This is a genomic window from Heyndrickxia sp. FW510-T9 (assembly GCF_058781025.1).
Window position 1 is genome coordinate 1 of record NZ_JBYSWK010000057.1, and the last position, 25,129, is coordinate 25,129.

Annotated in this window: 22 protein-coding genes, 1 tRNA gene, 1 rRNA gene and 2 riboswitches; of the genes, 4 read left to right on the forward strand and 20 right to left on the reverse strand. The window is 36.7% G+C overall.

Going from position 1 to position 25,129, the window contains the following annotated elements; genetic code table 11:
- Window positions 1–407 precede the first annotated feature (407 nt).
- The 8 genes from AC3WJF_RS19825 to AC3WJF_RS19860 form a co-directional block, all read right to left on the reverse strand.
- Window positions 408–1,736, reverse strand: coding sequence for an NCS2 family permease (locus AC3WJF_RS19825; protein ID WP_492455314.1), 1,329 nt, complete (start codon window positions 1,734–1,736; stop codon window positions 408–410).
- Window positions 1,737–1,844: 108 nt separating this feature from the next.
- Window positions 1,845–1,946, reverse strand: a riboswitch (purine riboswitch).
- 101 nt (window positions 1,947–2,047) lie between these two features.
- On the reverse strand, window positions 2,048–3,601 hold the full coding sequence (gene guaA / locus AC3WJF_RS19830) for a glutamine-hydrolyzing GMP synthase (RefSeq protein WP_492455316.1): 1,554 nt from the start codon (window positions 3,599–3,601) through the stop codon (window positions 2,048–2,050).
- Between the two features lie 152 nt (window positions 3,602–3,753).
- Window positions 3,754–3,853: riboswitch (purine riboswitch) on the reverse strand.
- 27 nt (window positions 3,854–3,880) lie between these two features.
- Window positions 3,881–6,100, reverse strand: a complete 2,220-nt coding sequence (locus AC3WJF_RS19835) for a transglutaminase TgpA family protein (RefSeq protein WP_492455317.1) — start codon at window positions 6,098–6,100, stop codon at window positions 3,881–3,883.
- A complete protein-coding gene (locus AC3WJF_RS19840) occupies window positions 6,097–7,302 on the reverse strand; it encodes a DUF58 domain-containing protein (protein WP_492455319.1) in 1,206 nt (401 codons plus the stop codon). Before AC3WJF_RS19840 ends, AC3WJF_RS19835 begins: the two co-directional genes overlap by 4 nt.
- Window positions 7,302–8,258 carry an AAA family ATPase gene (locus AC3WJF_RS19845; RefSeq protein ID WP_492455321.1) on the reverse strand — a complete coding sequence of 319 codons (957 nt, stop codon included), beginning with the start codon at window positions 8,256–8,258 and terminating at the stop codon, window positions 7,302–7,304. The genes AC3WJF_RS19840 and AC3WJF_RS19845 overlap by 1 nt, the downstream gene beginning before the upstream one ends.
- A 296-nt stretch (window positions 8,259–8,554) precedes the next feature.
- Entirely contained in the window at window positions 8,555–9,382 is an 828-nt protein-coding gene (gene nadE / locus AC3WJF_RS19850; protein WP_492455323.1) for an NAD(+) synthase, read from the reverse strand.
- A 27-nt stretch (window positions 9,383–9,409) separates the two neighbouring features.
- Window positions 9,410–10,876: a nicotinate phosphoribosyltransferase gene (locus AC3WJF_RS19855; protein ID WP_492455325.1), complete on the reverse strand. Its 1,467-nt coding sequence runs from the start codon at window positions 10,874–10,876 to the stop codon at window positions 9,410–9,412.
- 317 nt (window positions 10,877–11,193) lie between these two features.
- Window positions 11,194–11,745 carry a cysteine hydrolase family protein gene (locus AC3WJF_RS19860; RefSeq protein WP_492455327.1) on the reverse strand — a complete coding sequence of 184 codons (552 nt, stop codon included), beginning with the start codon at window positions 11,743–11,745 and terminating at the stop codon, window positions 11,194–11,196.
- 239 nt (window positions 11,746–11,984) lie between these two features.
- Here AC3WJF_RS19860 and AC3WJF_RS19865 point away from each other — a divergent pair, with 239 nt between their 5' ends.
- Window positions 11,985–13,451, forward strand: a complete 1,467-nt coding sequence (locus AC3WJF_RS19865) for an amino acid permease (protein WP_492455328.1) — start codon at window positions 11,985–11,987, stop codon at window positions 13,449–13,451.
- 388 nt (window positions 13,452–13,839) lie between these two features.
- Here AC3WJF_RS19865 and groL read toward each other — a convergent pair whose 3' ends face one another.
- Both groL and groES read right to left on the reverse strand, forming a co-directional pair.
- Window positions 13,840–15,474, reverse strand: a complete 1,635-nt coding sequence (groL, locus tag AC3WJF_RS19870; protein ID WP_492455330.1) for a chaperonin GroEL — start codon at window positions 15,472–15,474, stop codon at window positions 13,840–13,842.
- A 65-nt stretch (window positions 15,475–15,539) separates the two neighbouring features.
- Complete coding sequence (gene groES, locus AC3WJF_RS19875) at window positions 15,540–15,824, reverse strand: co-chaperone GroES (protein ID WP_492455331.1); 285 nt, start codon at window positions 15,822–15,824, stop codon at window positions 15,540–15,542.
- Window positions 15,825–16,202: 378 nt separating this feature from the next.
- Here groES and AC3WJF_RS19880 point away from each other — a divergent pair, with 378 nt between their 5' ends.
- Window positions 16,203–16,946, forward strand: coding sequence for a CPBP family intramembrane glutamic endopeptidase (locus AC3WJF_RS19880; protein ID WP_492455332.1), 744 nt, complete (start codon window positions 16,203–16,205; stop codon window positions 16,944–16,946).
- Window positions 16,943–17,137, forward strand: coding sequence for a YdiK family protein (locus AC3WJF_RS19885; protein ID WP_492455333.1), 195 nt, complete (start codon window positions 16,943–16,945; stop codon window positions 17,135–17,137). Before AC3WJF_RS19880 ends, AC3WJF_RS19885 begins: the two co-directional genes overlap by 4 nt.
- A gap of 24 nt (window positions 17,138–17,161) precedes the next feature.
- On the opposite strand, the gene tatC is transcribed toward AC3WJF_RS19885, so the two are convergent.
- From tatC to moaC, 4 genes are read right to left on the reverse strand one after another with little or no spacing between them, the layout of a single operon-like run.
- A complete protein-coding gene (gene tatC / locus AC3WJF_RS19890) occupies window positions 17,162–17,917 on the reverse strand; it encodes a twin-arginine translocase subunit TatC (RefSeq protein ID WP_492455335.1) in 756 nt (251 codons plus the stop codon).
- A gap of 16 nt (window positions 17,918–17,933) precedes the next feature.
- Entirely contained in the window at window positions 17,934–18,137 is a 204-nt protein-coding gene (locus AC3WJF_RS19895; protein WP_492455337.1) for a twin-arginine translocase TatA/TatE family subunit, read from the reverse strand.
- 51 nt (window positions 18,138–18,188) lie between these two features.
- Window positions 18,189–18,860, reverse strand: coding sequence for a redox-sensing transcriptional repressor Rex (locus AC3WJF_RS19900; protein ID WP_492455339.1), 672 nt, complete (start codon window positions 18,858–18,860; stop codon window positions 18,189–18,191).
- 41 nt (window positions 18,861–18,901) lie between these two features.
- Entirely contained in the window at window positions 18,902–19,390 is a 489-nt protein-coding gene (gene moaC / locus AC3WJF_RS19905; protein ID WP_492455341.1) for a cyclic pyranopterin monophosphate synthase MoaC, read from the reverse strand.
- A 156-nt stretch (window positions 19,391–19,546) separates the two neighbouring features.
- On the opposite strand from moaC, the gene AC3WJF_RS19910 reads away from it, so the two are divergent.
- Window positions 19,547–21,478 carry an ABC-F family ATP-binding cassette domain-containing protein gene (locus tag AC3WJF_RS19910; RefSeq protein ID WP_492455343.1) on the forward strand — a complete coding sequence of 644 codons (1,932 nt, stop codon included), beginning with the start codon at window positions 19,547–19,549 and terminating at the stop codon, window positions 21,476–21,478.
- 493 nt (window positions 21,479–21,971) lie between these two features.
- Here AC3WJF_RS19910 and tsaD read toward each other — a convergent pair whose 3' ends face one another.
- From tsaD to rrf, 6 genes are all read right to left on the reverse strand, one after another.
- The gene (gene tsaD, locus AC3WJF_RS19915; RefSeq protein ID WP_492455345.1) at window positions 21,972–22,991 is read right to left on the reverse strand and encodes a tRNA (adenosine(37)-N6)-threonylcarbamoyltransferase complex transferase subunit TsaD; all 1,020 of its coding nucleotides are present in this window, start codon (window positions 22,989–22,991) and stop codon (window positions 21,972–21,974) included.
- Window positions 22,991–23,437, reverse strand: coding sequence for a ribosomal protein S18-alanine N-acetyltransferase (gene rimI / locus AC3WJF_RS19920; protein WP_492455347.1), 447 nt, complete (start codon window positions 23,435–23,437; stop codon window positions 22,991–22,993). The genes tsaD and rimI overlap by 1 nt, the downstream gene beginning before the upstream one ends.
- 6 nt (window positions 23,438–23,443) lie before the next feature.
- Window positions 23,444–24,151, reverse strand: a complete 708-nt coding sequence (gene tsaB, locus AC3WJF_RS19925) for a tRNA (adenosine(37)-N6)-threonylcarbamoyltransferase complex dimerization subunit type 1 TsaB (RefSeq protein WP_492455349.1) — start codon at window positions 24,149–24,151, stop codon at window positions 23,444–23,446.
- Window positions 24,148–24,603: a tRNA (adenosine(37)-N6)-threonylcarbamoyltransferase complex ATPase subunit type 1 TsaE gene (tsaE, locus tag AC3WJF_RS19930; protein WP_492455351.1), complete on the reverse strand. Its 456-nt coding sequence runs from the start codon at window positions 24,601–24,603 to the stop codon at window positions 24,148–24,150. The genes tsaB and tsaE overlap by 4 nt, the downstream gene beginning before the upstream one ends.
- A 209-nt stretch (window positions 24,604–24,812) precedes the next feature.
- A tRNA-Met gene (locus AC3WJF_RS19935) sits at window positions 24,813–24,886 on the reverse strand.
- A gap of 166 nt (window positions 24,887–25,052) precedes the next feature.
- Window positions 25,053–25,129: ribosomal RNA gene (gene rrf, locus AC3WJF_RS19940) — 5S ribosomal RNA — on the reverse strand; the annotation flags it as partial.

The window sequence follows — 25,129 nt, forward strand, 5'->3', positions numbered from 1 at the left end:
ATTTAAAACATTGACGTTTCGTTCTGTTTAGTTTTCAAAGATCAATTTCAGTTGCTTTCTTAACAGCAACTTTTATATTATATCATTTCGTTTTTTAAGTGTCAACAACTTTTTTATTCTTTAGAAGCGACATTTAATATCTTATCATCGGAAGTATATGTTGTCAACAACTTTTTTTAGTTATCTTTTTCACCGACCGTTTTCTTGTCGGTTTTTATATAATAACACCGATCTAACATTAGGTCAACAAATTATTCATGGTAAATAAATCCATACTTATAGATAACCAATTGTTCTCCTGTTAAAAATAACAGTTGCATGTATAACACTTTCCGTATACAAGTTGAAGAAATCCCCAAACATAAAAAAAGACAGAGCCTTATAAAGAAAAGACTCCGTCCAAAATACTATTTCAAGAATATAAAATATAGTAGGAAGACGATAAAAAAGAAATACATGATTGGATGAATTTCTTTGATTCTTCCTTTAACAATCATTGTAATTGGGTAGAAAATAAATCCAATAGCGATACCAGTTGCAATACTATAGGATAACGGCATTGCGATCATCGTCAAGAAAGCTGGTACTGCGATTTCAAATTTATCCCATTCAATATGTCTTAATGAAGAAACCATTAACGCTCCAACTATAATGAGAGCAGGTGCAGTTACTGGTGCTGTAATTACCGATAATAACGGAAAGAAGAATAATGATAAAATAAAGAAACCAGCCGTTACTAATGAAGCAAAACCTGTTTTTGCACCAGCAGCTACACCAGCAGTAGATTCTATGAAGGATGTAGTTGTTGATGTTCCAAGAACAGCTCCCGCCATTGTTGCGATGGAGTCTGAAACTAAAGCTTTTCCTGCGTTCGGAAGCTTATTATCCTTCATTAACCCCGCTTGATTAGCAACCGCTACTAATGTACCTGCATTATCAAAGAAATCTACAAATAGAAAAGTTAAAATAATACCAATCATACTTGTAGACCAAAAAGAACTGTCCCCAAAAGAGGAGAAAACCGCACCGAATGTCGGCTGTATACTCGGAACCTTATCGACTACTTTATGCGGTACATCTACTAAACCAAAAATCATGCCAACTACAGCGGTAAGGATCATTCCATAGAATACAGCCCCTTTGACTTTTCTAGTCATCAGAATAACAGTAATCAGGATTCCAAAGATAGCCAATAATGTTGTTCCTTTTGATAAGTCTCCAAGACTTACTAATGTATCATTATTTTTCACAATAATATCAGCGTTTTTTAAGCCGACAAAAGTAATAAACAATCCAATTCCAGCACCAACCGCATGCTTTAATTGAACAGGTATTGCATTAATAATTTTTTCACGCAATCCAGTAAGAGTTAAAATAAAGAAGAAAACTCCTGAGATAAAAACTGCACCGAGCGCATGTTGCCAAGGGATATGACTACCTAACACAACACTATATGCGAAAAACGCATTTAGCCCCATACCAGGCGCTAAAGCAAGCGGATATTTTGCTAATAGACCCATAACAATTGAACCAACCGCAGCTGCAATGGCAGTTGCCACAAAAACGGAACCATAGTCCATCCTTAATGCATCAGGTAAATCTTTAACACTAGCAAGAGTTAATGTTAACGGATTAATTACTAAAATATAAGCCATAGCCAAAAAAGTAGTTAACCCACCCAAAAATTCTTGTCGATAACTTGTTCCCAGTTCTTTGAACTGAAAATACTTTTGCATTTGATTTCCCCCTATAAAGTTTTTTAATAAATTAACCAAAAAAACGCTCCGGTATCCACCGAAGCGTTTGACTATAGGCATATGTAAAAATAGAGAGAATTATAGATAACCCTATTTCTGTTGCCTCGTAGTCAAGCTATTTACGGTAGCTCGGTAGAAACTTTTGGGCCATATCCCCAACATTATACGACACAATATAAAAATGAATTAGTACATTTTCATCATAACAACCGACAATCATACTGTCAATAAAAAATACGAACGTTTTATATTATTTTCATAATTACGTTCGTATTTTATAGTTTACTTTATTATTCCCACTCAATCGTTGCAGGCGGTTTACTAGTAATATCATACACAACACGGTTTACATGAGATACTTCGTTCACAATTCGCGTGGAGATCAATTCAAGAATATCCCAAGGAATCCTTGCCCAATCTGATGTCATTCCATCAATAGAAGTTACTGCTCGTATTCCAATCGTGTAATCATAAGTCCGTGCATCACCCATTACACCTACACTTCTGATATCAGGAAGAACAGTGAAGTACTGCCAAATTTCACGGTCAAGTCCAGCTTTTTTAATTTCTTCTCGCAAAATATAATCCGATTCCCGAACAATCTCTAATTTATCTTCAGAAATAGCACCAAGAACACGAATTCCTAATCCAGGACCAGGAAATGGCTGTCTCCATACAATTTCATCAGGAATTCCTAGCTCTGTACCTAAAGCTCTTACTTCATCTTTGAATAATGTGTTTAATGGCTCGATAAGGGTAAATTGCATATCCTCTGGCAAACCACCAACATTATGATGGGATTTAATGGTTTGTGCAGTTGCTGTTCCGCTTTCAATAATGTCTGTATACAATGTACCTTGTGCTAGAAACTCGATGCCCTCAAGCTTTGTCGCCTCATCATCGAATACGTAAATAAATTCATTACCAATGATTTTTCGCTTTTTCTCTGGGTCCGAAACACCTTCCAGCTTATTCAGGAAGCGATCTTGTGCGTCCACTTTAATGACATTCATATGGAAACCTTCCGCAAAGGTCTTCATAACACCTTCCGCTTCTCCTTTACGTAGTAATCCATGGTCAACAAAGATACATGTTAATTGATCCCCAATTGCTTTATGGATTAATACAGCTACAACAGAAGAATCAACACCGCCGCTTAATGCACAAAGAACTTTTTTATCTCCGACTTTTTCGCGGATTTTTTCAATTTCATGTTCAATGAAATTTTCCATCGACCAATTTGCTTCACACTCACAAACATGAAAAACAAAATTCTTTAACATTTCATTTCCATATACGGAATGCTGTACTTCCGGATGGAATTGAACCGCATATAAATTTCTGGATGCATCACTCATGGATGCGATAGGACAGGATGGACTAATAGCATTTACCGTAAATCCTTCTGGTGTTTCAGTTACTAAGTCACCATGACTCATCCATACAATTTGTTCACTTGGTTGATTTTCAAACAGCTTTGATGGTGATTTCACCTCAATCTGAGCTTTCCCATATTCGCGGTTCTTAGCAGGCTCAACACGCCCGCCAAAATGCTTTGTCATTAATTGCATTCCGTAACAAATGCCTAAAACCGGAATACCTAAATCGAAAATAGCATCGTCACAGTGAAATGCATTTTCATCGTACACACTGTTAGGTCCACCAGAAAAAACGATCCCTTTTGGATTCATCGCTTTAATTTCTGCTGCAGTTAACGTATGGGGATGAAGCTCACTATAGACACCAAATTCACGTATTCTTCTTGTGATTAACTGATTGTATTGACTACCGAAATCTAACACAACAATCATTTCTTGATTTTGCACGCTTGCATTTTCAGCCATTGGACATCCTCCATTTTTAGAAAATAAAAAAAACTAGAATTTCCGCCTTAAAGTAAGAAAGAAGGCAGAATTCTAGTTTTTGTGAAATAGCAAATAGCAATGAGGTTTGAATGCACACTCGTATAAACTACAGTGTCCCTCATACAAAAACGGTAGAATAAAACTGCCTTCATAGTAAATCATTTACGGTGATTTGTAGAAACTTCTGAACCATATTTTCAAAATTATATGAAGTGCAACCTATATTTTGTACCATTGTATACTTGATTGCAAATTGGGTCAACTGCTTGTTTTTTTAATTAAATTTTCCCATAATTCACGCGTCTCTTCCCACTTGACACCTGTATCTAAACCTCGATAAATGATTCTTTCGTAATGCTCGGTTAATTGTCTCATTGCAGTTGTTTCAAAAAAGGAATCTACATACTTGGCAAACTCTCGTAATGTTTGCCCATTTTGCTTTTGGATTCCATATCTATCTAGCTGTTTCAACAGAGATAAATATGCCCTTGAAAAAGTATCTGGAGTATCCTTTTTCCGGTAATGGAACACTAAATAATATGGAAGCCATTTACTTCGTTTCAAATAAATATACCCTATTGCAAAGAGTATCAGAACGAAAATAATTATAAAACGCAGCCAATGCAGCTTTATATAATCCATTGCTTTTTTCCACTCTACTTTAAGTGAAAACTTTTCCGTAGTCGGTGTGTCATCCTGCGAAACTTCCTGTTTTGGATTCTTTTTCGGTTGGTTCTTTTGCATATCTTCTTCAGGTGACGTGGAATTAACTACTTTACTTTCATCATCCCTGAAAATAGCATTATTCGAAAATCCTATAGTAGGTTCAAATGGCACCCATCCCACAGTTGGAAAAAGAACCTCCACCCATGAATGTGCATTATTGTTCGTTACATCATACAATTTATTATTGTCGTCAACCGTGTCTACATAATCTCCTCCAGAAAAACCCTTCACCCATCGGGACGGAATTCCAACCTCCCTTAGTAAGGTAACCATAGAAGTAGAAAAGTTATCGCAATAACCTCTTTTGGTCTCAAATAAAAATTGATCCACATAATCTTCATTATTCTTTGGAATGGCAACGTTCTTTTGGTCATAAACAAAACCATTCATTTGAAAATATTGTTCAATTGCCTTTGCTTTATCATATTGGTTATCTTTACCCTTAGTAATTTTCTCAGCCAAGTCCCGGACACGCTGTGGAAGTGTATCTGGCAACTGTAAAAATGGGGTGAGTGTAGTGAGCATCGATACATCGACAGCTGTCTGATCTTTTTTTAATTCTTTAATGCTATACTGTGGAACATTATAAATAACCTTATAATCTGTTATTCCATGATTTGGATCCTGATTAAATAGAGTCACTTTATCAGTAGTGGCATTATTAACGAATTTTTCTAATCCACTTTTATCACTGATAGTCTGAAGCCCATATGGATACACAATTATTTGACTTTTTCTATTAAAATGGATATCGGCCGTATTACGTTTTTGAATTTCATTTTGGTATGAACGAACAGAAGTGAATGCTGGGTAACCAGAAGCAAAAACATCCGTCGGAACATTTACTGTATTAACCCAACCCTTCCCAGTATACGTATCCCTTGTTTCCACTCGCCAATATTGTCTTGAAGGGGCCTTTACTCTAAAAACAACTTTGTTATCCCCTTGAAACGGTCCACCTAAACGAGAATCATCCTCCCGAAATCCAACTGTACTTAACCCGCCAGAACCTTTTCCATTATGTTGTTTATCCTTCCCTACATGTGCCTGAATATAAGGCACTGGATCTGGCCAAAGAGCATTTGCTTTTGGGACACATAGAGCAAAAAGGGTACATCCGCTGATCATAACCGTCAATGGAACAATCCACCATACCCAATTGTTTTTTGAATTTGCGACTCTGTTTTGCTCAGATAGTCTTTTAAAATAAAGTATGCCCAGCACAGCTAATCCAACTATCATCGTTCGGACAATTGGCCATTCACCATGATAAGGGGTGAATGTATCTAATATCGTGATATAAAGAATAGTCATCACAAAGAAAATAAAAATATTTCTTCTAACCGTAATCCAATATTTAAGAAGATAGGTGATAAGCCAAAGTAGTATAAAAAATAATAAACTTCGAAACTCACCTGATAAAAGATCCCAATTGCCAGCAAATAATTGTTTCATATTATGAGTGAGGCCACTTAAAAAATCATGAATCCAGCTAAATCGAAATATTGATTCCTTATGATATAAATGGTGCAGTGAGAACATAATAAAGACAAACTTCAGGACAATATCAATTTCCTTTCGAATATGAAAAATATATAGAACGAAGGAAATAAATATAAAAAGAACGAATAAATTTGCATTTCCCGTATCTGTTATTGTCTTTAGAGGTCTAATCCATTCCCATAATAGCAAGAAACTAAAGGCATATAAAATCGTGATAAAACCTTTATTATCTCGTTTTTGGTCTCTCATCTTTGCTTCACCCCCAATAAAGCGGAGCGAAAACCGTCTTCATATAGAAACCGAACATAAGTACCGTTTTTTAAGGCTTGCTCATTTAATTTATTTTCTTCTGTTGATATTTTTTCTCCTGTTTCTTTAATGACAAACATAACAACAGACCCCGTTTTTCTTGTAAACTGGTGAACGCTGTTAATTAAAGATTCAGTTAGCTTAGAAGTAACAATCATAATGGAAGCGGATTGCTGGTAAAATACCTTTTCCCCTGTAAGAATTGTTTTTACAGGAAACTGACTATCTGCTTTCACCTTGGCAAGATGATAAAAAAGCTGATGCTGATGTTCTTCCCCACCTTTAATTGGAAAAATCGAATGATCCTCCCCAACCGAGTAAAGACCAATTTGGCCACCATGTCTAATGATTGTCCTGATAAGTGATGCAGAAAACTTAACCATTGATTCAAATGCCATAGAAGGGGTCCTGTCTAAAATAATCGAAATATCATTGGATTGGCGTTCTTCAAATTCTTTTGTTTTCATTTCATTCATTCTTGCGGTAGCCTTCCAATCAATCCATGTAAAACGATCCCCTGGCTGATATTGCCGATTTCCTGTAACCATGGTCGAATCATTCTGAATTTTAATCTGTGATGCTGTTGCACCTTGTTCATAGCGGCTTTCAATTGCCCTGTAAACCATATCAATGTATGAAGGGTACACAAGAATTGTTTTTGGATCTGATACTACATGACTTTTTAAAATAAGCCCCAGAAAATCACCGCTCTTTATGGCAATATCCCCAAAAAAGTGTTCACCCCTTTGGAGATTTTGGGCGGTATAAATCACACTCATCCTTTTTTTAAACCATGGATAAAGAATCAGTTCTTCCCCTTTGTCCATAAAACTTGTTTCATTTCGAATAATAAGGAAAAAAAGCGGAACCGGAATTTTCCTTTCGATTGTAACCGTAATCTTTAGCTCATCCCCAACACTATAGCTATCACCATTAAAGGTTCTTTCTACTTTAAAATCAGCCATTGGGTAAAAGGCAATAAGCAGAGCATATAAAACAAATGGTGTAAAGCTATAGAATAAAAACCAGCTTACAAATCCCCCTTGGAACATAGCATAGGAAAATATGATTCCCAACGTTATGAGAAGGAGTACTATTTTCATCCATGTTTTCATTTTCCACTTTAGTATCTTCTTCATCATTACTTCACTACCTTTTGCACTGGTACACGGATATAACGGATTACTTCGTACACAATATCCTCTGGTGTTTGACCTCCATACTTCACTTCAGATTTCAAAATAATTCGATGTGAAAATACATATGGTGCTAAGTATTGAACATCATCTGGAATGACAAAATCACGCCCATGTAAAAAGGCATAGGCTTGCGCTGCCTTCATTAAGGCAATCGAGCCACGTGGACTAACTCCAAGATATACATTTCCATGAATTCTCGTTTGATGAGCTATACTAACAATATATTGTTTAATACTGTAATCTACATATACTTCCTTTACTTCATTTTGCAACTCTCTTAACTCTTGAAGAGAAATTACCGATTCTAAGGTCTCAATCGGGGCTTGACGCTCTGCCCTATTTAAAATATCAATCTCTTCATCTATTTCCGGATAGCCCATTTTCATTTTTAATAGAAAGCGATCGAGCTGAGCCTCTGGCAAAGGATATGTTCCCTCGTATTCAATAGGATTTTGCGTAGCCATAACAAAGAATGGCTTATCAAGTAAACGGGTAACCCCATCAACCGTGACACTACTTTCTTCCATTCCCTCTAATAGGGCAGACTGCGTTTTCGGAGAAGTACGATTAATTTCATCTGCTAGAATAATATTTCCCATAATTGGACCAGGTCTAAATTGAAATTCTAGTTCTTTTGGATTATATATCGAAACACCGATAACATCGGATGGCAATAAATCAGGCGTAAATTGAATCCTTTTAAAAGAAGCATTAACTGATTTGGCAAGAGCACGAACCATCATGGTCTTACCTACCCCAGGAACATCTTCGAGGAGAACATGGCCCTCCGCTAGCAATGCAACGAGACTAAGCTCGGCAACACTTGTTTTTCCAATCATTACTTTTTCAATATTACTCAACACTTGCTTTAGCTTTGGATGCATATGAGTTGCTGTCATTGTTTACCTCCAGGTCTTCGAAATGTAAAACGCTTTGGAAAATTTCTAATATTTAGGTTCTATTAATAGCATACTATGAAATGCCTAGGAGAAAAAGTATGAAAATGGATTTTCTATCATTCATTATTTCTAAAGTACTATTTTCGAGAATTTTGCAACAAATTAAACTACTACGAATGTCTGCTCACAACCCAATATGTGAATGGCCGATCTACTTTCATCGCTGTTATTTCTCCCTTATACTGTCGTTATTCTCAAATAAAAAAAAGAGAGCTCTATTAGAACTCCCTTCCATCTTACTTCCAAAATTCATCAAATACATTGATGGGTAAATGACGTTTATGCTCTGATTTTTTATAATGTGCCTCTAGTCTTTCCTGCGCATGTTTGGAAATCTCTTTTCCTTCTAAATAATCGTCTATTTCTTCATAAGAAACACCAAGTGCATTTTCATCTGGCAATTGCGGCCGTTCATCTTCAAGGTCTGCTGTCGGTGTTTTTAAATATAGGTGCTCTGGACAGCCTAACTCGCTTAATAACATTTTTCCTTGGCGCTTATTCAGTCGGAAAATCGGAACAAGGTCTGCTCCGCCATCACCATATTTCGTATAAAATCCAGTGATCGCTTCTGCTGAATGATCGGTACCAAGTACAACACATTTTTCCATCGCTGCAATACTATATTGTACGACCATCCGCTCTCTTGCTTTTACATTTCCTTTTTCAAAATCCGAGAGGTAGATTCCCGCTTCTTTCAATGACTGTTCAATAGCGTCTACTGACGGCCGAATATTTACTGTTACATCTTTATCTGGTTGGATAAACTGAATAGCATCTTCTACATCATTCGCATCCTTTTGAACTCCATAAGGGAGGCGGACCGCAATATACTTATAGTCTTGATTACCCGTTTCTTCCTTCAATTCATTGATTGCAAGCTGTGCGAGTTTGCCAGCCAAAGTAGAGTCTTGCCCGCCTGACTGCCCTAAGACAAAACCTTTGAAATACGGATATTTTTTTAAGTAAGCTTTCAAAAATTCGACACTGATGCGGATTTCCTCTTGTGGGTTGATGACCGATTTTACTTTCATTTCTTCTATAATTTGTTTTTGTAGAGTTCCCATTCAATATGATCCTCCTCAGCTCCGAAATTATTCTGATAGGCTTTTTACATGCTGTTTAACTTCTTCAATATTCCTGATTTTATTATTCCAACATTTTTGACTTAAATCCACTGGATATTCATGTGGGTTAAGAGAACGTTTATATTCTTCCCAAAGGAATGCTAGACTTTCTCGGGAATATCCTTGAATTTCATGAAGGGATGGCAATTTATAGACGAATTCTCCTTCAACAAATATGTCGTGTAGCAAATTTTTAGCCTCAAAGTGAGTGACTACTTTACTAATATAGGTATGAACAGGATGAAACATTTTTAATTCTTGCGCAGACTGAACATCCTCGTCATGCATCGCAATATAGTCGCCTTCAGACTTATAGTTTTGTGTATTAATAATTCTATACACTTTTTTTAGTCCAGGTGTGGTTACTTTTTGGGCATTGCTCGAAATCTTAATAGTATCTTGCATATTACCATTCTCGTCTTCAATAGAGACCATTTTATAGACTGCCCCTAATGCTGGCTGATCATAAGCTGTAATAAGTTTGGTTCCAACACCCCAAACATCAATTTTTGCCCCTTGTGATTTTAAATGTAAAATCGTATATTCATCCAAGTCACTTGACGCCACAATTTTTGCATTTGGGAATCCCGCTTTATCCAGCATTTTTCTAGCTGCTTTTGATAAAAACGCCATATCACCGCTGTCTAAACGAATTCCAATGAAATTAATTTTATTTCCGAATTCCTTTGCTACCTTAATCGCACTTGGAACACCAGATTTCAACGTATCATACGTATCCACTAGAAATACACAATCATAGTGACTTTCTGCATATTTTTTGAAGGCGGTATAATCGTCACGGTATGCTTGGACCATTGCATGTGCATGGGTACCTGACACCGGAATTCCGAACCGTTTTCCGGCTCTAACATTACTGGTAGCGTCAAAGCCGCCAATAAATGCTGCCCTTGTTCCCCAAATAGCAGCATCTAGCTCATGGGCACGTCTTGAACCGAATTCCATGACTGTTTCATCCCCAACAACATGCTTAATTCTAGACGCTTTCGTGGCAATTAATGTTTGGAAATTCACAATGTTAAGCAAAGCAGTTTCCACAATTTGCGCCTGAGCAAGGGGTGCTTCCACTTGGATCATCGGCTCGTTTCCAAATACTACTTCGCCTTCGTGCATACTTCTTACAGTCCCCGTAAAGCGAAGATCACTTAAGTATTGCAAAAACTCCTCTTCGTACCCTAATTCATTACGCAAATATTGAATATCTTCTTCAGAAAATCGAAAGTCTCTTAAATATTCCGTTATTCTTTCTAATCCTGCAAAAATGGCATATCCATTATCGAATGGAAGCTTTCGAAAAAACAATTCGAAAACAGCTTTTCTTTCATGTACTCCATCTTGCCAATACGTTTTTGCCATATTAATTTGATATAAATCTGTATGAAGGTTTAAGCTATCATCATTATAGAGCCGAACCATCAAACCCCACTCCTTACTTTGCTAAGGCACCTTTTTTAATATAAATTTGTCTACCTACAGCGCGCCTATCGGCTAGCGGATTTCTCCGTCTCCTCCCTACGATAAGTCAACATCACGTGAAATTTGAAATGCTAATTTCACTCGGTAAAATTAAACTTCAAATTTTACTCGGTGAAGATAGTAGTTCAATTTTCAATAGTTCGTGAACTACCTCACTGTGTTTCCTAAATCTTGCGTCGAAGACTACGAAGGTGAAATTAAACTTCAAATTTCACTCATCCGTACACCGTTGAGCAAGGCGCCTCCGCTTTTCTTATTCAAAGGACTTTAGCTCCTAATGTGTTTTTAAAATGTTCGAGTGCCCATTCATGGCCGATATGATTGAAACTTGCAACAGCACCTGAATGTATCACTAGTCGAAAGCCTTTATTGTATGCATCGACAGCTGTATGAAGGATGCAAATATCTGTACATACCCCGCATAAATGCAGTTCTTCTATTCCACGTTCTCGTAATTTTATTTCCAGATCCGTTCCGGCAAAAGCACTATATCTCGTTTTATCCATATAATGCACATTCACATTATTTTTATGTTGATTGTATACAGTTTGTAAGGCACCATAAAAATCGCGGCCGCTTGTTCCTTCTATATTATGTGGCGGAAAAAGATTTGTCTCTGGGTGAAGGGTATCCCCTTCCTTGTGACAATCAACAGCAAACACAACATATTCATGATTCCGAAGAAACTCTTGCGTCAATTTCACTATTTCTTTTTCTATATTCTGTCCTGGTCCTCCACATGTAAGTTTCCCTGCATCTGCAACAAAATCATATGTATAGTCAATATTGATAAGCGCTCTTTTGAACATATTTTCTAGCCCCCAAACGGAAAATAGAACTTGCACTACCATTTTACACTAATTGATGGGAATTGGAAAAAGACTTTAAATAAAGCAAATGAAAAGTTAATAAACTTCGAAATTACTGACAACATAAATGTAAGGAATTTCCCCTTTTCAACCTTTGCATTTGCGTATATGATAGTAAAAGATTGTTTGCATAAATATTCATCAATTATATTATTTAATCATCGCAGGGGGTGTGGATATTGAGTTATCAATCCACCAATCAAAAATCTAGTGCTAAACAAAACGAATTAAAACGCGGACTAAAAACAAGGCATTTAACAATGATTTCTCTTGGTGGTTCCATCGGTACAGGATTATTTTTAGGAAGCGGATCTGCCATATACTCCGCTGGACCAGGGGGAGCATTGTTAGCATATATTATTATCGGTATCATGGTCTATTTTATTATGACCGGCCTCGCAGAGCTTGCAGCATTCATGCCAACAAGTGGGGCATTCAGCACATACGCTACTAAATTTATCGATCCCGCATTAGGATTTGCATTGGGATGGAATTATTGGTATAGCTGGGCGATTACCCTTGCTGCTGAACTATCTGCTTCCACACTTGTAATGAAATTCTGGTTCCCAAATAGCCCATCTTGGTTATGGAGCGGTATTTTCATTATCATAATTTTTGGATTGAATATTTTATCCGTGAAAGGTTATGGAGAAGGAGAATATTGGTTCTCTTTTATTAAAGTAGCGACCATTATTATCTTTATTGTTGTCGGTGTTTTGATGATTTTCGGAATTATGAATGGTGGACATGCCATTGGCTTTAAGAACTTCACAATAAAAGACGCACCATTCCATGGAGGATTTTTAGCAGTACTTGGAGTATTCTTAACAGCCGGATTCTCCTTCCAAGGTACGGAAATCATCGGAGTTGCGGCTGGAGAAAGTGAAAATCCTAGTGTAAGTGTGCCAAAAGCTTCTCGTAGTATTTTCTGGCGTATTCTATTATTTTATGTGCTAGCGATATTTGTTATTGGACTTATCATTCCATATACAACAGCAAGTTTGCAAAGCGATAATATCATGGTCAGTCCATTTACTTTAGTATTCAAAAAAGCTGGACTAGCATTTGCAGCATCTGTTATGAATGCGGTTATCTTAACAGCCGTATTATCAGCGGGAAATTCTAGTTTGTATGCGTCCACTCGTATTTTATATGCCATGGCACATGAAGGACAAGCTCCACGCTTCCTAGGTAAGCTAAATAAACGGGGTATTCCTGTTCCTGCACTTATAATTACAACCATCGTTGGAATGCTTGCTTTTCTTGCTTCTATTTACGGTGATGGTGCAATTTATATGTGGCTACTAAATGCGGCTGGGGTAACAGGATTTATATTCTGGCTAGGAATTGCCGTTAGTCATTATCGTTTTAGAAAAGCCTTTGTAGCACAAGGTCATTCACTTGATAAACTGCCATACCGTGCGAAGTTCTATCCATTTGGACCGATCCTTGCATTTGTGGTTTGTTTAATAGTTGTTTTAGCTCAGGATTATCAAGCATTTTCAGGTGGCAAAGTTGATTGGATGGGTGCCATCGCAGCGTATCTTGGCATCCCGTTATTTTTAGTGATGTGGTTCGGGTATAAATTTATTAAGAAAACCAAAGTAGTTCCTTTAGAGAATTGTGTAATTGAAATGAATGAGTAGAGTTTTGCGGGGAGGAAAACAAATTAGATGTTTTCCCCTTTTTAAATTATGAAAATGATCATTTCTCATTAAATTATCATTTTCCTTTCATGAAACTTTAGGATTTGCGTATTATGATGTATTTAGTCTTACAGACAAGCAGCAGCAAAATACTAATCAACTAGACTCTTCCCCCCAAAAAGATGTCTAGTACCTCCTTTATTGTGCCGGCCGTGTGCCGGTTTTTTCTTTTTTATTTAGATGGAGAGGAACGTAAGATGATTTTTAAAATTTCGCTGAATTATTTTAATAATATTCGGAAGGGTAACCATTACTCATAAAGTGCAATTTATTTAAGAAAAAAATCCCCTCGGACTAAAGTCCAAGAGGATTTTTACATTCAATGGGATTACATCATTCCCATACCGCCCATGCCACCCATATCTGGCATTCCGGCACCAACAGCACCTGCTGGTTCTGGTTTATCAGCAACAACTGCTTCAGTAGTTAATAACATAGCTGCAACACTTGCTGCATTTTGAAGAGCAGAGCGTGTAACTTTAGTAGGATCCACGATACCTGCTTCAAACATATTTACCCATTCACCTGTAGCTGCATTGAAGCCGATGCCAATTTGTTCTTTTTTCAAGCGATCTACAACGACAGATCCTTCAAGGCCTGCATTGTGAGCAATTTGGCGAACTGGCTCTTCTAATGCACGAAGTACGATGTTAATACCTGTAGCAACATCACCTTCTGCAGCAATTCCAGCTACTTTATTGTATACATTCACAAGAGCTGTACCACCACCGGATACAAGACCTTCTTCAACTGCTGCACGAGTTGAGTTCAAAGCATCTTCAATGCGAAGCTTGCGTTCTTTCAACTCAGTTTCTGTTGCAGCACCTACTTTGATAACCGCAACCCCACCTGCAAGCTTAGCAAGGCGTTCTTGTAATTTTTCACGGTCAAATTCAGAAGAAGTTTCTTCTAATTGAACACGGATTTGATTTACACGAGCAGCAATTGTAGCTGCTTCTCCAGCGCCTTCTACAATTGTTGTATTTTCTTTTGTTACAACAACTTTAGCTGCACGTCCTAAATGCTCAATTGATGCAGATTTCAATTCAAGTCCTAGGTCTTCTGTAATTACTTGACCACCAGTTAATGCTGCGATATCTTCTAGCATTGCTTTACGGCGGTCACCGAAGCCAGGTGCTTTAACTGCTACTGCATTGAATGTTCCACGAAGTTTATTCAATACTAATGTTGGAAGAACTTCACCTTCAACATCTTCGGAAATTAATAATAATGGCTTGCCTTGTTGTACCACTTGCTCAAGTACAGGTAAGATTTCTTGAATGCTAGAAACTTTCTTATCTGTAATTAAGATATATGGATTATCAAGAACCGCTTCCATTTTATCTGAATCAGTTACCATATAAGGTGATGCATAACCACGATCAAATTGCATACCTTCTACTACATCCAATTCAGTAGAGAAGCCTTTTGATTCTTCAATCGTAATAACACCATCATTACCAACGCGTTCCATTGCTTCTGCAATCAATTGTCCTACTTCTTCATCAGCTGAAGAGATAGCAGCAACTTGTGCGATAGATTCTTTTCCTTCGATTGGCTTAGAAATTGCATTAAGTTCTTCAATTGCAACTTGAGCAGCTTTTTCCATTCCTTTACGGATACCAACTGGGTTTGCACCAGCTGTAACGTTTTTCAATCCTTCACGAATCATCGCTTGAGCAAGTACAGTTGCTGTAGTAGTACCGTCACCAGCTACATCATTTGTTTTGCTTGCAACTTCAGAAACTAATTTTGCACCCATGTTTTCGAATGCATCTTCTAATTCAATTTCTTTTGCAATGGTTACACCATCATTTGTGATAAGTGGAGAACCGAATTTTTTCTCAAGAACTACGTTACGACCTTTTGGTCCTAATGTAACTTTTACAGCATCTGCTAATTTATCCACACCGCGAAGCATTGCACGACGTGCTTCTTCACTGAATTTAATTTCTTTTGCCATCGTAAACGACCTCCTCGTCATTCTTTGAAATGGTGCTTATTTTAATCGTACAACCTGTAATAAAATTAACCAATAACAGCTAAGATGTCCGTTTCACGAAGAATTAAATATTCTTTACCTTGGTATTTCACTTCTGTACCAGCATATTTTGAGAAGATGATATGATTGCCTTCAGATACCTCTAGCGCTACACGCTCACCGTTATCTAAAACACGTCCAGTACCTACAGCGACAACCTTGCCTTCTTGTGGCTTTTCTTTTGCAGAGTCAGGTAATACGATACCGCTCGCAGTTTTTTCTTCTGATTCAACTAGCTCAATTACGACGCGATCACCTAGTGGTTTTAACAAGTGAAACGACCTCCTTGAATTTAAAATATGTAAATTTTTCATTATTAGCACTCATCACTCTTGAGTGCTAACACAATTATTATAATAAATAATTCATTTCAAATTTGCAAGTATTGTACATTATTTTTTTGAAAAGGGAGAAAGTACACTGTAATAATAATTGACCAATCCTATTAATTGTATTCATAACCATTCATCTTTCATGCATAAAATAATGGAAGGGATTTTTCGATAATGGATATCCAAAAGTTACGATGGGCTACACATTATGTCATGGAATTTAATAAGATTACACCTACAAGAATGGTTCATTGTTGAACACAACCATTATCAATAGTAGAATGAACATATGCTACGATCAGGAAGGAATACATTACATTGAAAAAAGAATATGTCTATATATTAATCACCTATATTGTGATGCAGCTTTCAGGGCTATTCGGTGCTCCACTTGTCTATGTGATAGGTATCAAAGCATTTGATGTGTCGCAAAAGCAAATGAAATTACTAGCACCTCCATACTGGATTGTCATAAGTTTTATTATTGCTTTAGTAATTGTCTTATTTATGTTAAGGAAATCCGAAAATAACCGCATTGGCGATCGTACAATTCCTCTTCCAATCGGTAAATCTTTGGCTTGGGCTTTTGGTGGTATTATTCTTGCTTTTGTTGCTCAATATGTTGCGGTAATCATTGAACAACTACTTGGAGTTAAAACGGGCTCTGAGAATACGCAAAGAATCATTGATTTGATCGAGACCTTCCCTATGGTAGTAATAGTAAGCTCCATTGTTGGGCCAATTTTAGAGGAAATTGTCTTTCGGAAAATCATATTTGGAACACTAAATAAACGTTTTTCATTCTTTTTTTCAGCTGTTATGAGTTCGATTATTTTTGGATTAGCGCATCTGGAGCCTGTCCATCTAATTTTGTATTCTGCTATGGGGTTTACCTTCGCGTTTCTTTATTATAAAACAAAAAGAATTTTGGTCTCCATTATTGCTCATGTAATGATGAATACAATTGTTGTCATCGGACAGTTTTTATATCGCGAAAATATTCAAAATATCATAGAAAATCATGACAAAGTACATAGCTTTATTGGGGGATTTTTTGGATGAGAGCTATTTTTTCTGGTATTATATATTGCCTATTAGGAGTTCTATTTACTTATATGGCAACACAAAGAGTCGCAACAAGTGGATGGGGAGCATTTACATATGTACTCATTCTTTTAGCAACTTTAGATTTTGGGGCAGGTATTAGGATAATCCTATTATATTTTAAAATATCGAGCCATAAAAATAAGTAAAACCTTCCATAATGGAAGGTTTTTTTAATCAATATTATTTTCCAGTTCGTACTGTGCTTCCGCCGCTTTCACTTTTCGATATCCAATTTTAGAGATCCAAATACTAACCTCATACAATAGGATTAGCGGAATACCGACCGCAATTTGTGAAATAATGTCCGGAGGCGTAATAAAAGCTGCAACAATAGTGATTATAAAATATGCATATTTACGTACTTTCCTTAAAAACATTGGGGTAATAATGCCTAATCTTGTTAAAAACAACACTACTACTGGTAACTCAAATAAGAATCCAAAAGGAAGAGTAATCTGAAATAAAAACTGGAAGTATTCATTAATACCTATTACTGCATGAATATCCATTTGCTTAGATAATTTTAACATGAAATTGATAATGATCGGGAACAGTACAAAGTAAGAAAAAGCCAGTCCACCGATAAATAATATTAGTGTAATAGGAATATAGCTTAAAGTAACTCTCCGTTCTTTTTCATATAAACCAGGACTGATAAACGCCCATAATTGATAGAGAATAATCGGTAGAATCATGATCAAGGCTAAATAAAAAGTAACCTCCCAGTACACTTTAAAGGGATCTGTCAGACGAAAAGCATTCATCGTCAAATTTTTTGCTATTTCCTCATTTTGCAAATACCGAATAATCGGCTGCGAGATAAACATACTTACAATGCAAGCCAGGATAAAGAAAACGACTATCACGAACAGCCGTTTCCTTAGCTCTGATATATGTTCAAAAATCGTCATTTCTTTTTGACTCATTTTATTTCACCAACATTTACTTTACGTCATCTTTTTTTATATCAACATTTGTATCTTTTTTTTCATCTTCATCATCATCTGCCAAACCTTTTGTGGCATTTTTAAATTCACGTAAAGTGCTTCCTGCTGCTTTACCTAGTTGAGGCAACTTTTTCGGACCAAACACTAATAAAGCTACAATGACAATAAGAATAATACCTTCAATACTTGGTCTAAACACAGTGCCCACCTCCTTATACTGTTATAATAGCAGAAATCAACCATTTTTTTATTATGAATTTGTTCCCGCCTGTGAATTTTCCGTGTCATTTGGATAATGCTTTAAAAAATATACAAGGGATTGCAACTCGACAGCTAAATCAATATGATGCACTCGAATAGAAGTCGGTACATTTAGTCTAGCCGGTGTGAAATTTAATATACCTTTTACATTCGTTTCTATAATCCGATCCGTAATGGGCTGAGCAACTTCTGCTGGAACAGTTAAAATAGCAATAGAAATATTCTCTTCTATTAAACGCTCTTGTAGTTCTGACAAATCATAAACATGCACTTGTCCAATTTTTTTCCCTATCTTATTTTTATCTATATCAAAAGCAATTTCAATCTTTGTGTTATTATTTTTTAAAAAATTATAATTTAAAAAGGCCGTTCCTAAATTTCCAACTCCAACTAATGCTACTTTTGTTAATTCATCCTGATCCAGCGTTTTCCGAAAAAAGGTTAAGAGATAGTTAACATTATAGCCATACCCTTTTTTACCAAGTGCCCCAAAATAGGAGAAATCCCTGCGAATCGTGGCAGAATCTACTTTAACTGCTTCACTAAGCTCCGCAGACGAAACTCTTTGCTTCCCTGAATTATGCAGGTTTTTCAAAAAACGATAGTAAAGAGGCAATCTTTTTGCCGTTGCCTGAGGTATTTTTAACGTATCTTCATTCATTGGCTTTCCCCCATATTGATTTCATGCCTTGTTCTTCTATATTACTCTTCCCTTTTATAATCCTTACTCGAAACCCCACCAGACTTTTCAACCAAAAAAGTGGGGCCAATCACCATTCCCTTGTCAACAGCTTTGCACATATCATATACCGTCAATGCCGTAGCAGTGGCCGCTGTCAATGCCTCCATTTCTACACCGGTGCTACCTTTTGTTTTAACCGTAGAACGGATACAAAGGATAATTTGCTCATTCTTTTTCTTCCATGTGAATTCAATATTGATTCCACTCAAAGGGATGGGATGACACATTGGTATAATGTCCCATGTTTTTTTTGCCGCCATAATTCCTGCAACTTGAGCAACCGCTAAGACATCCCCTTTTTTTACTTTATTCTCACTGATAGATTTATATACTACTTCATTCAATTCAACACTAGACTCGGCAATAGCAATACGAATAGTTTCTGGTTTAGCGCTTACATCCACCATCTTTGCCCTTCCCTGCTCATTAAAATGAGTGAAAGATGACATATTAATCCACCTCTTTTGTTCATCATACACCTTTTTTAGGTGCATGTCATCGCTTCACTCACGAAGAATTCACAATATTTCCCCATTCTAATCACGATTATTGCCGAAAGATGCCGAAATACGTTACACTAACATTAATAACTTGAGGTGATAGAGATGATACTATTACAAGTTCAACAGCTTTCAAAATATTTTGGTGCTGAACTTATTTTATCGAATATAAAATTAGAAATCCAAACAAGAAATAGAATTGCCCTTGTCGGTCGGAACGGCGCTGGCAAATCCACTTTGCTAAAAATCATATCTGGCCAAATATCATATGATTCTGGTGAAATTTTCAAGCCAAAAGATGTATCAATTGGCTATTTAGCTCAAAACACAGGGCTTGAATCTGAATTATCGATTTGGGATGAAATGCTAACAGTATTCCAGCATTTAAAGGTTATGGAAAAAAGACTACGTTCTCTAGAACAGCAAATGTCTGATCCATCTATTTATGATAATACTGAGCAATATGAAAAACTCATGAAAGAATATGATGAACTGCAAGTCCGTTTTAAAGATTCCGGCGGTTATCAGTACGAGTCGGATATTCGATCTGTTCTTCATGGTTTACGGTTTAGCGATTTTGATTATACTACTTTAATAAAAACCTTAAGTGGCGGACAAAAAACAAGACTAGCTCTTGCAAAGCTGTTACTTACGAAACCAAATATTTTAATTTTGGACGAGCCTACCAATCACCTCGATATTGAAACATTATCGTGGTTGGAACAATACTTGCAAGGGTATGAAGGCGCTATTTTGATCGTTTCACATGATCGATATTTCCTTGATAAAGTGGTCAATCAAGTGTATGAAATATCCCGTAACATGATTCAAAAATTTCCAGGCAATTATAGTTCCTATTTGGAGAAAAAGGCAGAACAATATGAACTTGATTTGAAGCTTTATGAAAAACAGCAAGAAGAAGTATCCAAGCTTCAAGACTTTATTCAACGAAATCTAGCTAGAGCTTCGACAACGAAAAGAGCACAGAGCCGCCGGAAGAAGCTAGAAAAAATGACACTTATGGATAGACCGAGCGGAGATGAAAAATCAGCAAATTTCTCTTTTGATATTGAGCGCCAAAGCGGAAATGACGTAATGCACATACACAATGCTGCCATTGGCTACGGGAACCAAATTATTTCACAAGAAATTGATATTTCGGTAAAAAAAGGAGATAGCATTGCTTTAGTTGGACCAAATGGAATTGGAAAATCTACATTATTGAAAACAATCATTAAAAAACTGCCATTATTTAATGGCACCATTGAATATGGTTCAAACGTTACAATAGGTTACTATGACCAAGAACAAGCTGAATTGTCCTCGAATAAGACGGTTTTGCAAGAATTATGGGATGAGTATCCTTTAAAAAGCGAAAAGGAGATTCGGACTGTATTAGGCAATTTCTTATTTTCAGGTGATGACGTTTCAAAAATAGTTTCGACTTTAAGCGGTGGTGAAAAGGCAAGGCTTGCCCTTTCTAAGCTCATGCTTCAAAGAGCAAATCTCCTCATATTAGATGAGCCAACAAACCATTTAGATATTGATAGTAAAGAAGTTCTAGAAAATGCTTTAATTGATTACCCTGGTACCATTCTATTTGTTTCCCATGATCGTTATTTTATCAACAGGATTGCAACTAAGGTTATCCAGCTTTCTGAACGAGGAGCAAAGGAGTTTTTGGGGGACTATGATTATTATGTGGAGAAACAACAAGAGTTAATCGAGCTACAAATGCTTGAAGAACAAAAAAAGGATATAAAAACCTTAACAGAAAACAACTCGAAGCAAACATATCAGATAGATAAAGAGGCGAAGAAATTAGAGCGACAACGGAGAAGACGGATTCAAGAAATAGAAGAAACAGTAGAAATGCTCGAAACAGTGGTTCAAGAAAAAGAAGTAATGTTAAGTGATCCAGAAATTTGTCAAGATCATGTACAGTTAAATCAACTACATGAGGAAATTCAAGCAAAGAAGCTGGCAATAGATGAACTAATGGAAGAATGGACGGAAATTGCTGAGTTGCTTTCATAGTCAGGGAATTGTCCCTGGCTATTTTTGTTATTCAAAAATTTATAAGTTTTGTATCCCATCCAATATTTCACAAATTCAGTTCTTGTCCCTCCAGTGCCTATCAGCTAGCGGAAGAGCAAGGCACTTCCGCTTTTCTTATTTCCCCACAATTTTATTCACAATGCGGTTGCTATTAATTTAGGGTATTTTTAAGTTTTCCACATAATACACAATTATCAACAAAGTTATCCACTTTATACACAAAAAAACTACTAAAAAATATTAAACTTATACACATTTCATAATAGTTATCAACAACTTATCCACAATATGTGCACAACAACATTTGTTCGTTTATTAATATAATGATGTCTTCATAATAGGTGTGGATGAAATTTTTCAACATTTTATTATCCACAGATGTGTAAAGGAGGAAAAAATCTATTTAAATCATTATTATGTGGAAAATTGAAAAAAGCACTCGGTATATTTACCAAATGCTTTTGTTCTTGTGTTAAAAGTTTTCTATATCTAATCCGGGATTTGCGTTTAATGCTAGGTTGCTTCTTTTCCCTTTTTCGAATAACACACTTCCAGCTGCTGCAATCATTGCTGCATTGTCAGTGCATAGGTTTAGTGGCGGAATAATTAATTCGACAGCTGGAAATGGTGCAAAAGCTTCTTCTAAAGCTTTCCGCAATCCTTTATTCGCAGCAACACCACCTGACAATAGAACTTGATGTACTTTATATTCCTTTGCAGCCCGTACTGCTTTTGTAACGAGGACATCAATGACACTTTCCTGAAAGCTTGCTGCTAGGTCCTTTGCATCAATGGTATTCCCCTTTTGTTCCGCATTATGCAAAGTGTTAATAACAGCTGATTTTAATCCACTAAAACTAAAATCATAAGAATCTTCTTCTAACCATGCACGAGGTAAATCAATATTTGGAGTTCCCTCATGGGCAAGGCGATCAATATGCGGTCCACCGGGATAAGGAAGATTCAATGTTCTAGCCACTTTATCATATGCTTCCCCTGCCGCATCATCTCTTGTCTCGCCGATAACTACAAATTCCCCATGCTCTTTCATATAGACTAATTCCGTATGTCCTCCGGAAACGACTAGGGATAATAAAGGAAATGACATTTCCTTCATTAAGCGATTTGCATAAATATGACCAGCAATATGGTGAACATTTACTAAGGGAATATTATTTGCAAAAGCAATTGCCTTTGCAGCATTTACTCCAACTAATAATGCTCCAACCAATCCAGGTCCCTCTGTGACAGCAATTGCATCTAATTCTTGCAATGTAACTTCTGCTTCCTTTAACGCCTCTTCTATTACGATAGTAATTTGTTCTACATGATGCCTAGATGCCAGTTCTGGCACAACGCCGCCAAAGCGTTTGTGACTTTCTATTTGGGAAGCCACCACATTGGATAAAATGATGGTTCCATTTTTGATAACAGATGCGGCTGTTTCGTCACAGCTCGTTTCAATTCCTAGTATGATTAGATCTTTATCCATTATAATTTCACCCACATAACTAATGCATCTTCATAATTGTCCGTATAATAGCCTTTGCGAATGCCTCCGTCTTGAAAGCCTAGCTTTCTATATAATGACTGTGCTACATGATTACTAACCCGAACTTCTAAGGTCATGGAATGAACTCGATGCAGCCTCGCAAACTCCATCATCTTTTTCATAAGGCTCTTCCCTAACTTTAACCCACGATATTCTGGTGATATAGCAATATTCGTAATATGCGCCTCATCGATTACAATCCATACTCCGCAATAGCCAATAATATTTCCTTCATGTATTAAAACAAAATAATGTGCAAATTGATTATTTACAAACTCATTATGAAAAGCTTCTCTTGACCATGGAAGCGAAAATGAAGCAAGCTCCACATTGATAATTCCATCTAAGTCATCTAGAGTTGCTTTTCTAAATGTAATATCTGACATGTTTATTCAATTCCTAACATCATCGTTTTTTCGTGCCTCTAACCACTTTGCCTCAGCTTCTACTAACCTTATATAATTTGGTACGAACGTATGGATATCCTCACCTGGAAGCTCCATCCCCATAAGCCCTAGTTCACTTGGACGGGGGTTGTTTTCCGTTATTTCTGCAAAAACAGCAAGATCTCCTAAAACATCCTTCAAAACTGGCCTGTGGAGTATAGTATCATTCCCAATAAACAATATTTTTTTATCCAAAACTTTAAGAGTTTCCGCCCAGTTTACTGCTAATATATTGCAATCATTTTTAACTGTTTCAAGCTTATTTTCCCGAAAACGATACAGGCCAGTATAGAGCTGTCCTCTTCTTGCATCAAATAGTGGTGATAAATAACCATCGAAATAACGCCCAACACCAGTCATTAATGCTAAACTTGATACACCAACAAGTGGAATATTTAAACTCCAAGCCATTGATTTCGCAATGGTTACCCCAATTCTTACTCCTGTATAAGAACCCGGCCCTTTTGCAACAACAATTTTCTCAAGTTCTTTTGGTGTCGTATCACAATCTTGAAGTAAATGTTCTATTGCTGGCATTACTCTAATACTATGATTTTTTTTCAAATTTGTTATATATTCACCAATAACCCTTCCTTCATCTAAAAGGGCAATACCTAGTGCTTGATTTGATGTATCAATTGCTAGTACTTTCATCTAAATAGCTCCTTACACAAAGACTCATATCTTTGACCCTTTGGTTTTAAAACAAATTTTCTTATTTGGTCGCTTTGATGTGTGATCGTAATTTCTAAATAGTTAGATGGCAGTTGTTCTTCGATCAACTTAGACCATTCTACAATTGTTACTCCTTCACCTTCAAAGTATTCATCAAACCCGAGATCTTCATATGAATCCTGTACCCGATAAACATCCATATGATATAAAGGCAGCCTCCCCTTATATTCCTTGATGATCGTAAAGGTAGGACTACTTACCGTCTTACGTATGCCAAGACCAGCGGCAACACCTTTTGTAAAAGTAGTTTTCCCTGCACCTAAATCGCCTTCTAATAAAATTAAATCATTCTCTTGCAGCAATGATGCTAACTTTTCAGCGAATGCAAAAGTTTCATCCGGTCCATTTGAAATCCATTCATAAACTTGCATACTAATCTCCTCTATTAATAAAACCATTGGTAAATTGTTGACTTAAATAGCCTTTAGAATGGATCTAAGGGCGTTATGTATACTGCTAGTTTACATCATTACCTTCGGATGAGCAAAGTATGATAAAATTATTATCTTTCCCTTTTACTTCCCTAAAAATATAAAGAAAAACAACGAAACGGATGCTTCGTTGTTTTTCTTTAATATGATTGCGGGGGCAGGATTTGAACCTGCGACCTTCGGGTTATGAGCCCGACGAGCTACCGGACTGCTCCACCCCGCGACGGTAAAATATATTAAGTTTTCCATATGCAATTAGTTTACATATGACCGTCCAGCTCTCAGAAAGTCTAATCAAGTTGAGGCTCGAGCTGTACGCTGAAGTGAATGCTTCGAAGCTAATTCGATCGTGCTCCACCCCGCGACGGTAAAATATTTTAAAAAATACAGCCTGGCAACGTCCTACTCTTGCAGGGGGAGAGCCCCCAACTACCATCGGCGCTGAGAAGCTTAACTTCCGTGTTCG

Excerpts from the sequence above, each read along its gene's own strand:
- AC3WJF_RS19825 (WP_492455314.1), bottom strand. The coding sequence starts at position 1,736 with ATGCAAAAGTATTTTCAGTTCAAAGAACTGGGAACAAGTTATCGACAA.
- guaA (WP_492455316.1), bottom strand. The coding sequence starts at position 3,601 with ATGGCTGAAAATGCAAGCGTGCAAAATCAAGAAATGATTGTTGTGTTA.
- tsaD (WP_492455345.1), bottom strand. The coding sequence starts at position 22,991 with ATGGATAAAGATCTAATCATACTAGGAATTGAAACGAGCTGTGACGAA.
- AC3WJF_RS19840 (WP_492455319.1), bottom strand. The coding sequence starts at position 7,302 with ATGATGAAGAAGATACTAAAGTGGAAAATGAAAACATGGATGAAAATA.
- AC3WJF_RS19835 (WP_492455317.1), bottom strand. The coding sequence starts at position 6,100 with ATGAGAGACCAAAAACGAGATAATAAAGGTTTTATCACGATTTTATAT.
- tsaE (WP_492455351.1), bottom strand. The coding sequence starts at position 24,603 with ATGCAAGTTTATGAATGGATTTCAAATGGACCGGATGAAACTTTTGCA.
- tatC (WP_492455335.1), bottom strand. The coding sequence starts at position 17,917 with ATGAGTCAAAAAGAAATGACGATTTTTGAACATATATCAGAGCTAAGG.
- rimI (WP_492455347.1), bottom strand. The coding sequence starts at position 23,437 with ATGTCAGATATTACATTTAGAAAAGCAACTCTAGATGACTTAGATGGA.
- AC3WJF_RS19885 (WP_492455333.1), top strand. The coding sequence starts at position 16,943 with ATGAGAGCTATTTTTTCTGGTATTATATATTGCCTATTAGGAGTTCTA.
- AC3WJF_RS19910 (WP_492455343.1), top strand. The coding sequence starts at position 19,547 with ATGATACTATTACAAGTTCAACAGCTTTCAAAATATTTTGGTGCTGAA.
- nadE (WP_492455323.1), bottom strand. The coding sequence starts at position 9,382 with ATGGGAACTCTACAAAAACAAATTATAGAAGAAATGAAAGTAAAATCG.
- AC3WJF_RS19855 (WP_492455325.1), bottom strand. The coding sequence starts at position 10,876 with ATGGTTCGGCTCTATAATGATGATAGCTTAAACCTTCATACAGATTTA.
- AC3WJF_RS19900 (WP_492455339.1), bottom strand. The coding sequence starts at position 18,860 with ATGAATGAAGATACGTTAAAAATACCTCAGGCAACGGCAAAAAGATTG.
- tsaB (WP_492455349.1), bottom strand. The coding sequence starts at position 24,151 with ATGAAAGTACTAGCAATTGATACATCAAATCAAGCACTAGGTATTGCC.
- AC3WJF_RS19845 (WP_492455321.1), bottom strand. The coding sequence starts at position 8,258 with ATGACAGCAACTCATATGCATCCAAAGCTAAAGCAAGTGTTGAGTAAT.
- moaC (WP_492455341.1), bottom strand. The coding sequence starts at position 19,390 with ATGTCATCTTTCACTCATTTTAATGAGCAGGGAAGGGCAAAGATGGTG.
- AC3WJF_RS19860 (WP_492455327.1), bottom strand. The coding sequence starts at position 11,745 with ATGTTCAAAAGAGCGCTTATCAATATTGACTATACATATGATTTTGTT.
- groL (WP_492455330.1), bottom strand. The coding sequence starts at position 15,474 with ATGGCAAAAGAAATTAAATTCAGTGAAGAAGCACGTCGTGCAATGCTT.